Annotated in this window: 11 protein-coding genes; 3 read left to right on the forward strand and 8 right to left on the reverse strand. The window is 66.8% G+C overall.

Translation table 11 applies throughout. The features are described from left to right. Window positions 1–260 precede the first annotated feature (260 nt). Genes KV397_RS17460 through KV397_RS13805 form a run of 4 tightly spaced genes read right to left on the reverse strand, consistent with a single transcriptional unit; the run spans window position 261 to window position 4,925 of the window. A complete protein-coding gene (locus KV397_RS17460; RefSeq protein ID WP_363512367.1) occupies window positions 261–1,163 on the reverse strand; it encodes a TniQ family protein in 903 nt (300 codons plus the stop codon). After that, the gene (locus KV397_RS13795; RefSeq protein WP_058631472.1) at window positions 1,160–2,188 is read right to left on the reverse strand and encodes an ATP-binding protein; all 1,029 of its coding nucleotides are present in this window, start codon (window positions 2,186–2,188) and stop codon (window positions 1,160–1,162) included. Before KV397_RS13795 ends, KV397_RS17460 begins: the two co-directional genes overlap by 4 nt. Then, the gene (locus KV397_RS13800; RefSeq protein WP_082682575.1) at window positions 2,185–4,188 is read right to left on the reverse strand and encodes a Mu transposase C-terminal domain-containing protein; all 2,004 of its coding nucleotides are present in this window, start codon (window positions 4,186–4,188) and stop codon (window positions 2,185–2,187) included. The genes KV397_RS13795 and KV397_RS13800 overlap by 4 nt, the downstream gene beginning before the upstream one ends. Next, window positions 4,188–4,925 (reverse strand): TnsA-like heteromeric transposase endonuclease subunit, encoded by a 738-nt coding sequence (locus KV397_RS13805; RefSeq protein ID WP_058631474.1) that lies wholly within the window; start codon window positions 4,923–4,925, stop codon window positions 4,188–4,190. The genes KV397_RS13800 and KV397_RS13805 overlap by 1 nt, the downstream gene beginning before the upstream one ends. A 449-nt stretch (window positions 4,926–5,374) precedes the next feature. Between KV397_RS13805 and KV397_RS13810 the strand changes: the two genes are divergently transcribed. The 3 genes from KV397_RS13810 to hrpB all read left to right on the forward strand — a co-directional run bounded on the left by KV397_RS13810 (window position 5,375) and on the right by hrpB (window position 10,284). Continuing rightward, entirely contained in the window at window positions 5,375–5,803 is a 429-nt protein-coding gene (locus tag KV397_RS13810) for a MarR family winged helix-turn-helix transcriptional regulator (RefSeq protein WP_131494527.1), read from the forward strand. A 119-nt stretch (window positions 5,804–5,922) separates the two neighbouring features. Then, window positions 5,923–7,527: an SPFH domain-containing protein gene (locus KV397_RS13815; protein WP_261811495.1), complete on the forward strand. Its 1,605-nt coding sequence runs from the start codon at window positions 5,923–5,925 to the stop codon at window positions 7,525–7,527. A gap of 201 nt (window positions 7,528–7,728) precedes the next feature. Continuing rightward, the gene (hrpB, locus tag KV397_RS13820) at window positions 7,729–10,284 is read left to right on the forward strand and encodes an ATP-dependent helicase HrpB (RefSeq protein WP_261811496.1); all 2,556 of its coding nucleotides are present in this window, start codon (window positions 7,729–7,731) and stop codon (window positions 10,282–10,284) included. A gap of 21 nt (window positions 10,285–10,305) precedes the next feature. On the opposite strand, the gene KV397_RS13825 is transcribed toward hrpB, so the two are convergent. From KV397_RS13825 to KV397_RS13840, 4 genes are all read right to left on the reverse strand, one after another. Further along, complete coding sequence (locus KV397_RS13825; RefSeq protein WP_047521214.1) at window positions 10,306–11,040, reverse strand: ABC transporter permease; 735 nt, start codon at window positions 11,038–11,040, stop codon at window positions 10,306–10,308. Beyond that, the gene (locus KV397_RS13830) at window positions 11,037–11,819 is read right to left on the reverse strand and encodes an ABC transporter ATP-binding protein (protein WP_456085684.1); all 783 of its coding nucleotides are present in this window, start codon (window positions 11,817–11,819) and stop codon (window positions 11,037–11,039) included. The genes KV397_RS13825 and KV397_RS13830 overlap by 4 nt, the downstream gene beginning before the upstream one ends. 68 nt (window positions 11,820–11,887) lie before the next feature. After that, on the reverse strand, window positions 11,888–12,484 hold the full coding sequence (locus KV397_RS13835; protein ID WP_261811498.1) for a TetR/AcrR family transcriptional regulator: 597 nt from the start codon (window positions 12,482–12,484) through the stop codon (window positions 11,888–11,890). Between the two features lie 42 nt (window positions 12,485–12,526). Further along, complete coding sequence (locus KV397_RS13840) at window positions 12,527–13,279, reverse strand: AAA family ATPase (RefSeq protein WP_261811499.1); 753 nt, start codon at window positions 13,277–13,279, stop codon at window positions 12,527–12,529. Window positions 13,280–13,295: the final 16 nt, after the last annotated feature.

The raw sequence follows: 13,295 nt of genomic DNA on the forward strand, positions 1-13,295 counted from the left end.
CCGAACGTGGTGGCAGCGCCGATACAGACGGAAGCGTGCGCGCTCCTTGGCGAAGTATCCGGGAGGCAGCGCACCGATTGCCTCAGTCGCAGATGTGAATCGAGCGTTGGTCGAGCTCGACCTGTTGGCACCAACCGTCCGCTCCAAATAGTGGGTGAGCGCGCTGAGATCGAGGGAGTTGGCGACGGCCAACCTAGCTAGGAAACCGGTAGGCGTCTCCCCGGGCAGCGGAATCACACGACAGGGAAAAGTTCGCATGCCTACCTCGACCTCAGTTCCACACGATGGTTCAGCACATGCGCCCTGATCGCCTTGACCCTCGGAAGCATGCGCCTGGCAGCGGGCGTAAGCACGCAGCCGCCTTGCGTAGCGACCGCGGACCTGCCGATCCAGAGTTCCCGTCCCTGAATCCTCAGGCTGTCGAAGATGCCGTCCACGGCGCGATGCCCTAGAGAGTGCGCGGCGACTACGCGATCGAACAGCATTGCCAGTGCGTACCCACCGAGACCCTGCGACATCAGAACGTTCGCGAGACGAGCGTCAGTGAGCCGCGCAGTGAGCGCGATTCGCCGCGGAAATTGAGGAATCTCGTCATCCAGAAGTTCAGCTGCGCACCCACCTTCGAGATTTCGCAGTCGCAGCAACTCCGCGGCCGCATCAACTTCGGGTGACCGATACGGCACACCTCGAAGAGTGAGAGTTCCATTCAGCAGGCGTTGCGCGAGCAGGTGCTTGTGCCTCCCCGGCAGGGGAATATCTCGACCGCTTCCGTGCCACCTCCGGTGTCGCACGCAGACCGGACCGTGCATACGCGCGACTGTGACCTGATCGCCTCCGGCGCACCGTCTGCAGAGAGCCACAGCTGCCGGAATCATGCGACAACTCGGGCATTCGACTTGACGCGTGGCGCCACCATGTCCACAGGCGCGACCGCCGGCTTCGCGGAACAATGCACCATCCGGAAGCCCACCTAACGCCTCGATCTTCCAGAGGGCGCTTCTCGGTGTCACCCGAATTGGGAGGGTTCGATCCTCGCGTCGCAACGCCAACCAGAGGTCCTTTTCGCCGATTGCATTTGCGGCGCAAAGCCGCGCCCAGTAGCTCGCCGCCGTTTCCCCCGGATACAGGCGAACGGAAATCGGAAGCCCGAGACGCGAGGTCATGCCGCACTCGCAGGCGTTCGCGATCGTCGCGGCTTGCTTGTGTGGAGCGTTGCGGCCGTCTGACGGCGGGCAAGGTCGCGTTCGAATGCGGCCGCATCGAGCTTCTCGGTTCCGTCGTCCATCGCGCTCAGGGCAGCGAACTGCAAGAGGTCCTTGAGCAGTCCGATCTCCCCGCCCGTCAGCGCGTGCAGTGTCGGCGCCGCGGACAGAATCGATCCTGGCCGTTGCTCTGCTAGACACAGTGAGCTCTCCATGGCGAGAAGCAGATCACCCCAGCGAGCCTTCTCCGCGGTCGAGATCAAAGGAAATGGTAAGGCCACGTGCACTTCGAATCGCTTCCCGATCTGCCCACCACGTGAGCCGTCGAGAAGTCCGGTCCCCTCAACTGCGATTCCGGCGTAGACGAACGTGCCTCCACATCGCTCAGAAAGCTGCTTGAGCATGTCGGATGCCTCGACGTTCTGCCGGTACTTCAGATCGAGGTGATGCACGTCATCGACCAAGACGAGTTCGGTGGAGCATCTGCGCAGGGCGTTCGAGACCGCTTCCAGCAGGTCCCCGTAGGTCATCCTGCCGAGAACCGGGAGACCAAGGAATCGGGCGAACTCATGCATCAGAGCTTTGGCTGAGCACTGGGCGGGTACCGCGACATACACGACTGGGAGCATGCCCGGCCCCGCAGCCGGGTGGCCGGTGTCTCGCCGCCTGCGTTCGTGTGCTCTACCGATCTCGACTAGCGAAGTGGTCTTGCCCTGGCCTGGCTCCCCCGAGAGGATCAGGCCTAGCTTCCCGACTCGTCGGTAGGCGTTGAGCATGACGCGATCCCGAACGGCTCGCTGGAAGGCTTCGAACTGCGGTGTCCGCACGAAGGCGCCTGCCTGCGAGTATTGAGCTCGTCCCTGGTTGTATAACGCGCGGTCCCCGAAGCTCATGGCCCGAAGCTCCTCGGATGTGACCGGCGCCGGGCGCTCATACGCGGTGTCAACGTGCTCGCGCCAGCCTTCCTTGGTCGCGATCTCGATCATTCGTCGATCCTCCGCCGCACCTCGTCGAGCCTGTCTCCGATGAGAGGGAAGCCACCGCTGTTAGGCCATTCCTCGGTAGAGGTGGTCTCGATGGACGAGTTGTCACCGTCAGCAGGTCGTTTCTCGTCCTCGATGCTCTTCACACTGGTGAAGTTCATCGGATCTTCAGCGATCGCTGCCAATCGAGCGCGCTCTCGCCCGCTTCGCTTCTGACCGTTGCTTCGAGGGGCCGGATTCCCTTGACCGGCGAACGCCTTGATCGCCATCGCAAGCTCGCGACGTTCAGCATCGAGCTCAGCGACATCACCGGAGCGCGACGTGCGGGCGTACCGCCAGACATCACCCAGCATCGGGAGTTCATGGACCTGATTGGACCATCTCAGAGGGATGAACTCGCCGTCCCGCTCGAGCCAGACGACGTGCAGATTGTAGGGGTCTACGCGGATCGGCCATCGGCCGTTCCGCGCTTTGTCAGGAGACTTGCGCCTCCACAGGCCTTTGAGCCGCTCGGAGTTGTAGACGCGGTTATCGATGCGCACGCCGTAGCGGTTCAGAACTCGGTAGTCCACAGGTAGCAGCGCGATGTAGTCGTCTCGCGTCAGCGGTACGTGGAGTTCGGGCACGTAAGCACGGAACGCGCGACACATCTCGTTCGGCGACAACTTGATACGCGGATGCAACGGGTCCCGCAGTCCGTCATGCGGACGATTCTGCCACTCGACCGCGATCCAGTCCTCTAGGAGCTCCTGGGCCTGTGCGATCGTCAGTAGTTCGTCGGATTCCGTGTCTGTGTCGCGACCGCGATGTTCGACGCTGCGGCCGACATATCCCTTCACGTGCTGCAGCAGCATTGAGTTGATTGCCCCGAACGCTCGCTCTACGTGCGGTTTGTCCGTTGGTGTGTGCGGCGCCGAGGTGATCAGCGAGATATTCAAGGTTTCACACGCAGCGCGGAAATGCCGCGACAAATAGTTTCGTCCGCGGTCGGTGGTGATCGTGTCGGGAAACACATACGGCTGCGCGAGACGCAATCGCTCAAATCGCTCCTGATCGATCAGTTGATCGTCAGCCCATGCCGTCGAAATCAGCTGTCGGGTCTCGCGAACCCCTTCCATACGCCGGCCATAGGGCACCAGGGCCCGTGCAAGGACAGCCACCAGGTCGACGCTCTTCGTCCCTTCGGGGCGCAGCATCGCGGCAAGAATCGAGCGAGTTGCGACGTCAAGGAGAATCGTCAGTTCGGGCCGGCCGACGGTTTCGTCATCGATCCGCAACATGACATCGATCCGCGTGGAGTCCATCTCGACCAGTTCGCCGGGACGCAGTGCGGTGCGAGTGCCGAATGTGCCGTCGGGTTGAAGCGCAAGCGACTCGCGAGTCTTGGCCGAACCGAAGGTGAATTGCCCGTGCTCGTCTGCTTCGAGAAGTCGGAAGAACGTCGCTCGGCTCGGCAGCTTCACCGCATCGCCGTGGAGACGTTCGACGCGCCTCATGATTTGTTCGATCGCTGTAGTTCGACTCACAGTCGAGGCGCGGCTCTTTCCTCCGAGTACGTGGTTGATGGCCTCGACGAGGCGTGGATCCCATGTGCTCTTGCGTGGGGAGCCTTTGCCTGCAGTGGTCGTCCCCTGCTCTCGGAACGCTTTAAGCCGACGCTCCACGGCGCGCGTGGAGACAGTTCTACTTAGGCGCACCTCCAGCCACTCGCGCTCTGCTTCAACAGCCTTCCCGACCCCGATCTCTTCTCGGGTCGCCTCGATGCGTATGCACGATTGCAGCCACGGATCCATGTCCGGTGTGATGTCCTGCACCTGCAGAGAAAGGTTCAGCAGACCTGAAGTGTCGCTAGGCACCGGTGTTGCATCATGTCGAAGCTCGTCGAGAGCGACTTCGACCTCACTTCCGTCCTCATCTCGGAGCATCGCCGAATCCTTCTCAATAAACAAGACCGAGAACTTGCGTTGACGCCACGTGAGCGACCCGCCAACTACAACGCGCATCACACGCTCCTTTGCCACACGATCGTTCTGATGTTGAGGGCTTGATCGAGATCTGCCTCGAGCGCCCCTGACCAGAGGTGCGCGTAGCAGTGTGCGAAGCCCTCGGATCCGACACCGAGCAGCGCAGCTACCTCAGCCAGGGGTAGCCCATCTTCTGGGAGCATTGGCAGTTCTTCGCTGCTCGCCCAGTCTCGGAACGGGCCCAGGAATCGGAGGTTGGCCTCGCGGACTACCGATTCCGCGTCATAGACGACATACCGCCAGCCGCGCTCAGCGGCGAACACCGCTGTCATGTCGAACTGTCTTCTGACGTCGTCCTTGATCTGAGTCGCCGGCTTGACGTCCATCAGCACGGCGTGCCCGTCGTCCAGACGCACGAAGTAGTCCGGGCAGTGCTCGCGCGGGCCGTCGGGCGTGGTCCATCGGATCCACATGGGCTGGCTGGCGATCGCAACCACGCCCGGGGTGCGGTCCAATTCGATGAGGCAGCCCCGCTCCGTCAGCGACTCGAATCCGACAGACGCGCCAAGCGCTCCCATCCAGTGGTAGCCGTCGTAATGCCGCTTGAGCCGCCAACTGGGAAAGTTCCGAACGGGATCGCCTCGTTCGAAGGGCACGCTGTCGCAGTCGACGGCGTCAAGCTCTAATTGCACGCCATCGAGACGGTACTCAACGCGAGCTCGCGTCCGGTTCGCTTCAGTGGTGGGAGGAACAGGCCACTGCTGAGTCAGGTCCATAGGGATCCAATCGACATCGACGGATACTTCCTATTCGGCAGTCAGCCTCTCTCCTGGGGAGCGGTACTGGCCTATGTCCTGAGCCCTGACAAAGATGCCCCAACTGGGGATCTGCTCACGGGCAGACTATGTCCGGCACCCAACGAGGCTGGTCGACACGCCGCTCTTCCGACACGTCTAGTGAGACTCCGACACTTTCGTGAGACTCTCCGACAGCCTTCGTGAGACTCCGACACTTTTCGTGAGATCGGACAACATCTGTGCTGAAAACCGAAGATTCCGTGACCAAACCGTTGCATTCGTTATCTCGCCGTTATACAGTGATCACACGGTGAATGTTTGCTGTGGCACTCACCGCATGTGATTGCAGGACACTCTTGGTGCAAGGGACAAGGGCCGGTCGGGAGCCTCTCCGACCGGCCCGTTACTGTTCCCACTATTCTGTGAGGATGACCGACCGCAAGCTCGCCATCGAAGCCTGGGAGAGCCTGTTCCGCGCACAGCACGAGGTGTTCACCGCGATGCTGGCCGACTTTGAAGAAAACCACCTCGCACAAGCGGAGTACGACGTGCTTCTGACCGTCACCCGCTCCCCCGACATGACCGCACGGCTGCGCGACATCACCTCCAACATGCTGATCAGTCAGCCGAGCGTCTCTCGTCTGGTCGACCGGATGGTCACCCGAGGTCTCGTGGCGAAGTGCTCGGATCCCGACGACGGTCGCGGCGCCCTGATCCGCGCCACGGACGAAGGGGCCAGGGCCTTCCGCGCACTCGCGACCGTGCACGGACGCTCGATCGCCGAGCGCATGTCGCGCCTCGACGACGATGAGCTGCGCACTCTGCGCGACCTCGCCGAGAAGCTCCGCTCCCGCTGACCTGCGCCTGTGGGCGCCGAGAACGACCTCCGCCTTTTCTGGCAGGGTGGGTGGCATACGCCTGCGCATTCGGCGGGCACGTCAGACCGCCCCCTCGGGGGGAACCAGGGAGGTCATTCATGGAGATCGCCGGAATCGTCGGCATCCTCGTCATCGTGGGCATCGGCGTCGTCATCGCCGTCGTCCTGCTGCTGATCCTGTTGCTGTTCGCACGCAGCTGGATCAAGGTCGCCCGAGCCGACGAAGCCCTCGTCATCTCGGGGCGCAAGCAGAAGATCCAACGCGCAGTCATCGCCGCAGACGGCACGACCAGTTCGGAACTGGCGGAGTCGCCCGTCACCGTGATCGTGAACGGCAAGTCGCTCGTCAACCCGATCACGCAGCGCCACGAGATCATCTCTCTGCGCTCCCGTCAGGTCTCCCTCAACGCCGAGGCGCAGTCGCTCGACAGTGTGACGCTGAACGTCGACGGCGTCGCGATCGTGAAGATCGGCTCCGACCCGCTCTACGTGCGCCGCGCTGCCGAGCGTTTCGCATCGCAGGACAAGGCCATCGAGCAGTTCACCACCGAACAGCTCGAAGGTGCGCTCCGTGGCATCGTCGCGACCCTGTCGGTCGTCGAGCTCATGCGCGAGCGCAAGAAGTTCTCCGATCAGATCGCCGCCGATGTCTCGCAGGAACTCGCCGAGCAGGGACTGATCCTGGACTCGTTCCAGATCAAGGGCATCACCGACAAGGTCGGCTACATCCAGTCGCTGGGTGCCCCCGAGATCCAGGCGAAGCGTCAGGCCGCCGAGATCTCTCAGACGAACGCCGACCGCGCGATCAATCAGAAGAACATCGCGAACCAGGAAGCCAACCTGATCGAGCAGACCGCGCTCGACACCAACACCGCCAACGCCGACTCCGGCATCGGACGTGCACGTGCCGAAGCAGAGCAGGCAGAAGCTCTCGCACGCGCTCAGGCGGAGCAGGCCGTTCTGCAGCAGCAGGCCGAGAACAAGCAGGCTCAGCTCGACGCCGACGTCAAGCGCGTTGCCGACGCCCAGCGGTACGAGGCGGAGACCCGCGCTCAAGCCGAGCTCTACACCCGCGAACGCGCGGCCGAGGCCGCCGCGATCGAGCAGGTCAAGCAGGCGGAAGCCCGCACCCGTATCGCCGAGCAGCAGGCGCAGGCTGACAAGGCTCGTGCCGAGGGTGAAGCAGCCGCCGCCATCGCGAAGGCGAGCGGTGAGGCGAACGCCCTCCGCGCCCAGGCCGAAGCCGAAGCGGAAGCCCGCCGCCTGCGCGCCAGCGCCGAAGCCGATGCCATCCGCGCCGAGGGTGACGCGCGTGCCGGCGCCCTCGAGGCCGAGGCCAAGGCCATCGCCTCGAACCAGGACGCCTTCCTCTCGCAGCGCGTGCTCGACGTTCTGCCCTCGATCATGGCCGAGTTCTCGAAGGGCTACGCGGCGATCGGCAACGTGTCGATCATCGGCAGCTCCGGCGAGGACGGCGCATCGAACGTGGTCGGCGCCGACAACGCCAAGGCCCTCCGCTCGGTGTTCGACAGCGTCCACTCCGCCACCGGGCTCGATCTCGCGGGCATCATCCAGGGCCAGGCGGTCGGCCGTGGTTTCGGCGCCGGTGTCGCCGAGGCCACGCCTCCGACGCAGTCCCCCGCGCGTGCGTCGACGCCCACCACGGCGCCACCCGCCACAGAGCCTGCTCCCGCCGCGGAGTAGCACCCACGCAACACGAAGCGGATGCCGCGGCCGATCAGGTCGCGGCATCCGTTTTTCGCTTCCGGCATCCCGTTCGCCCGTTCACAATTCAGGAAGAACGAGGTGGTCGGGGCCAGTGAGTGCCGCTCGGGGCCGGCAGGGCGCGTTTCTCCTGAGTTGTGAACGGCTCCGGCCGCTGACTCGACGCGGCAGACTGGACGGATGATGCCCGCCGCCTTCGATCTCGACGCCATCGGCGCGGGGCTGTCGTTCGCGGGCGCCCTCGACGATCTCTCCGCGGCCCTCGACGCCGGTGGCTCGGTGGTCGTGACCGCACCGCCGGGCACGGGCAAGACCACGCTCGTGCCGCCGCTCGTCGCCTCGCGGTGCACCGGTCGCGTGATCGTCACCCAGCCTCGCCGCGTCGCCGCCCGTGCCGCAGCTCGACGACTCGCCCACCTCGACGGCTCTCCGCTCGGCTCGCGTGTGGGGTTCACGGTCCGCGGCGAGCGCTCCGCGGTTCCCACGACGCAGATCGAGTTCGTCACCGCCGGCGTGCTCCTGCGGCGGATGCTCGACGATCCCGGCCTCGACGGCGTGGACGCCGTGATCCTCGACGAGGTGCACGAGCGCGCGCTCGAGACCGATCTCCTGATCGGCCTGCTCTCCGAGGTGCGTGAGCTGAGGGAGGACCTCGTGCTCGTCGCCATGTCCGCCACCCTCGACGCCGAGCGGATCGCATCGGTCCTCGGCAGCGAGTCGGCCGCGGCCCCGATCGTGGACCACGATGTGCCCGCCTTCCCCCTCACGGAGCGCTGGGCCCCGAGCCCCGTACCGCGCCTCGACGAGCGTGGGGTCACCTCGGGTTTCCTGGACCACGTCGCGCGCGTCACGACGTCTGCGGCCCTGACGCAGATCGCGGAGGATCCGGAGGCCGACGTCCTGGTCTTCGCACCGGGGGCCCGGGAGGTGTCGGAGATCGCCCGGCGCATCCGGGAGTCGAGCGAGACGTTCGATGTGCGGGAGTTGCACGGACGCATCCCACCGGCCGAACAGGATGCGGTGATCCGAGGTCGTACGTCGAAAGACCGTCCGCGCATCATCGTCACGACCTCGCTCGCGGAGTCCTCGCTCACGGTCCCGGGCGTACGCCTGGTCGTGGACACCTGCTTGTCGCGGCATCCGCTGCGCGACGCCTCCCGAGGAATGACGGGTCTGGTCACGACCGCAGCATCCCGGTCGTCGAGCGTGCAACGAGCGGGACGCGCCACCCGCCAGGCTCCCGGTGCCGTGCTCCGCTGCGTCGACGAGCGGACCTACGCGGCGGCTCCCGCGCGCCCGGTACCCGAGATCGCGGTCATCGACCTCGCGGATGCGGCCCTGCTGCTCGCGTGCTGGGGATCCCCCGGCGGCACCGGGCTGCGGATGATCGACCCGCTGCCCGCAGAGAACCTCGCCGATGCCCTCACGGTCCTCCGCGGTCTCGGCGCGATCGATGACGAGGGTCGTGCCACCGCGGAAGGTCGCGCCCTCGCCCGCGTTCCGACCGATCCTCGACTCGCCCGCGCGCTCCGCGACGGCAGTCCGGCAGTCGGCAGACGCCTCGCCGCGGAGGTCGTCGCGCTGTTGGGCGGCGATCTGCGAATCGCCGATGCCGACGTCGCACAGGCTCTCATCTCCTTGCGGGGCGGACGCACGCCGGATGCCCGCCGATGGCGCGATGACGTCGATCGCCTCGAACGTCTGGCCCCGCCGGCACCACACGCCTCTGCGGATCTCGACGGCGTCGGGCTCGTGATCGCCCTGGCCTTTCCCGAGCGGATCGCCCGCCGCGTCGAGCGCACCGCGGCCGGAGCGACGTTCCTGCTCGCATCCGGGACGCGAGCAGGAGTGACGGGCCCGCTCGCGGCGGTCGAATGGCTCGCCGTCGCCGACGTCGCCCGCGCCTCCGGGCGCGCGGCAGCCGGGTCCGGAGCGGTCATCCGCGCGGCAGCGGCGCTCACCGAGGCGCAGATGGAGCAGGCCGCCGACCACCTCCTGACGGACCGCGTCGAGGCCGAGTTCAGCGGAGGCCGTGTCCAGGCCCGACGCGAACGCCGGCTCGGGGCGATCCTGCGCACCTCGGTCCCGGTCCGGGCCTCCGCGCAGGAGGGGCGGGATGCTGTCCGCCGCACCCTGCGCCGCGACGGACTGGGCATGTTCGCGTGGTCCGACGGCGCGGAGGCACTGCGCCGTCGACTGGCGCTGCTGCGGCGCGAGCTCGGCGACCCCTGGCCGGATGCCTCGGACGCGGGCCTGGTCGACACCCTCGACGCCTGGCTGGCACCCGAACTCGATGCGCTGGCGTCCGGCACCCCGGTGGGACGACTCGACCTGCTGTCCGCCCTTCGCCGCCTGCTGCCGTGGCCGGAGGCGGTGCGCCTGGACGAACTCGCCCCGGAGCGCCTCGAGGTGCCCAGCGGATCCCGCGTCCGCATCACCTACCCGGAACCCGACGGCGACACGTCGGCACGGCCCGTCGTCGCGGTCAAGCTTCAGGAGTGCTTCGGGTGGGCGGAGACTCCTCGGCTGGTCGATGGGCGCGTGCCGGTGCTGTTCCACCTGCTGTCCCCCGCCGGGCGCCCGCTCGCGGTGACCGACGACCTGGCCTCGTTCTGGTCCGGTCCGTACGCGCAGGTCCGCGCCGAGATGCGGGGGCGCTACCCGCGGCACCCCTGGCCCGAGGACCCGTGGGCCGCCACGCCGACCAAGCACACCAAGAACCGCGCCGCGCGTTGAGCAGCGGAACGGACCGAGACTTCAGCGTGTACGCCGCCGCAACGTGAGCGACGCGAGCACCAGGGCACCGACGGCGAAGGCGACGACGATCAGCAAGGGACCGAACACGTCCCAGCCCTCGTCCCCCGCGGCGACGGCATTGATCGTGTCGATCGCGTAGCTCAGCGGCAGCCAGTCCGAGATCGCGTACAGCACGTCGGGCATCTGGTCGCGGGGCATGAAGAGCCCCCCGAGGATGATCTGCGGGAACACCAGCAACGGCATGAACTGCACCGCCTGGAACTCCGTCTGCGCGAACGCACTCGCGAGCAGGCCGAGCGCGGTGCCGAGCAGTGCGTCGACCACCGCGACCAGGCCCAGCTGCCACAGCGGCCCGTCGACGTCGAGCCCGCACACCCCGACCGCGAACGACACCGTGATCACCGCCTGGACCACCGCCATCGCTCCGAACGCCAGCGCGTAGCCGAGGATGAAGTCGGCCTTCTCGAGAGGCGTCGTCATCAACCGCTCGAGCGTGCCCGAGCGGCGCTCCCTCAAGGTCGTGATCGAGGTGATGAGGAACATCACGATGAACGGGAACAGCGCCAGGATGGCACCGCCGACCTGGTCGAAGACACCTTCCTGGTCGCTGAACAGCCAGGCGAAGAGCCCCACGAGGAGGCTCGGCGCGATGAGCATCAGGGCGATCGACCTCGGATCATGCCGCAACTGCGTGAGGACGCGGCCTGCCGTGGCGAAGATCCGGCGGCCGTTCATTCCCCGACCTCCCCGTGCATCCCGCGCGTATCTCGGCGCGACCTCCTGGTGTCTCCGAGGCCGGCCGCGCGGTCACGCTCGATCAACGCCAGGAAGGCGGCTTCGGCGTCGGTCGTCCCGGTGTCGGCGAGGAGCGACGTCGGAGTCGTGTCGGCGATGATCCGCCCCTCCCGCATCAGCACCAGCCGGTCGCAGCGCACGGCCTCATCCATCACATGGCTCGACACGATGAGTGTCACCCCGCGATCCGCGAGACGACGGAAGAGGGTCCACAGCTCAGCGCGCAGCACCGGATCGAGTCCCACCGTCGGCTCGTCGAGCACGACGAGCTCGGGCGCACCGATCAGCGCCACCGCGAGCGACACCCGCGTCGCCTGTCCTCCGCTCAGGGCGTCGACGAGCTGCCCCGCCTGCGGCCCGAGACCGACCTCCTCGATGACCCGATCGACGTCGCCCTTCGGGGCTTTCAGCAGCGAGGCGAATGAGGCGAGATTCTGACGCACGCTGAGGTCGCCGTACACCGATGCGCCCTGCGTGCCGTAGGCGACCCGGTGCCGGAGCCCTCGCGAGCCGCCCGGCTCTCCGAGGACCCTGACGTCTCCGGAGGCGATCCTCTGCACGCCGACGATCGAGCGCATGAGAGTCGTCTTGCCGCACCCCGACGGCCCCAGCAGGCCGGTGATCTGCCCGCGCGGAATCGTGAGGTCGATCCCGTCGAAGACCTGGACGGCGCCGCGGTGCACACGCAGCTGCGAGATCTCGACAGCCGAGTTATTCATCATGTGATGAATTATGCGCCCGAGCACCGATGGCGTCAACGAGATCCGCGCGCCTGAGCCGGCGTCCCTCAGTCGAAGAGGTAGCGCTGCACGGTCGGACCGACTCGTCCGACGAGTTCATCGACCGATGCACCGGCGAGCGCGGGGAGCCGCAGCACGTAGCGGGCGATCAGCATGCCGGCGATCTGCGAGGCGACGAGCGCGGCGCGCAGATCGGCATCGTCGGTGTCCAGACTCCGGGCGACGCGGGAGAGGAGTTCGCGCGAGAGGAAACCGGCCAGCAACGGGGTCGTCAGCCGACTCCCCACGGCGGTGCGGATCAGCATGACCCCTCGCCGACGCACCTCCGGCTGCTCGAACGCCTTGAGCACGTACCGGACGAGTCGCTCACCGACGCCGTCGCGAGATCCGGCCAGGATCCGCGGCACGTCGATGTCGGGACGCAGAGGGATGCCCACGGCCTCGGCGAAGAGGTCGGCTTTGGTCCCGAAGTAGTGATGCACGAGCGCGGAGTCGACACCGGCGCGGGCCGCGATCGAGCGGACCGTCGCCCCGTCGTAGCCCTTCTCGGCGAAGTCGTCGACCGCGGCCGCCAGAATGCGCGCCCGCGAGTCCGAGGCACCTCTCGGGCGTCCTCGCCGGCGCGGTGACTTCTGCTCGGTCATGCCCGCCAGCCTACGACTTCGCTCGCCGCGATCGACCCGGGCTCAGTCGAGCAGATGACGGAGGTAGCGCGTGGGGTGGTCGAGGAACGAGCGCCAATGGTCCACGATCTCGAGGTCACCCCAGTCCGCCGGACGCACGCCCCACTCCCCGACCTCGAGGATCTTCGCGCCGGGGAGGGCCGCGAGTACCGGCGAATGCGTCGCGCAGAGCACCTGGCCCCCCTCGTCGGCGATGCGGCGGAGCACCGCGATGAGGGCGAGCGTCGAGGTGAAGGACAGGGCCGCCTCGGGCTCGTCGAGGCAGTAGAAGCCCGGCTCGTCGAACCGGCTGTCCAGCAGCGCGAGGAATGACTCCCCGTGGCTCATCTCGTGGAACGGAACGTCGCCGCTGGCCGAGGGGTTCTCTTCCAGATACGTGTAGAACGAGTGCATCGTCTCGGCGCGGAGGAAGAAGCCCCAGCGATTCGCCCCCACCCCGCGCTGCAATCGAAGCCAGTCCGACACCGGCGACTCCGTGGCGCGCGTGCGGTGCCGTGCCTGCCGTGACCCGCCCTCGGGCGACAGCCCGTACGCCAGCGCGATGCCTTCGACCAGAGTGGACTTGCCGCTGCCGTTCTCGCCCACCAGAAAGGTCACTCCGGGGTCGAGGTCGATCCCTTCGCGGAGCACCTGGGCCACGGCGGGGATGTTCGTCGGCCACTCCCCGTCGGGCGTCGGGGCATCATCGTTCGGCCGGACGGCGACCACCGGCTGCTGCCGTCGACGGCGAGAGCTCGGCTCCCAGAACGCATCCATCGTGCTCCCTCCGCGC

The organism is Microbacterium aurugineum, assembly GCF_023101205.1.
Classification (GTDB): Bacteria; Actinomycetota; Actinomycetes; order Actinomycetales; family Microbacteriaceae; genus Microbacterium; species Microbacterium aurugineum.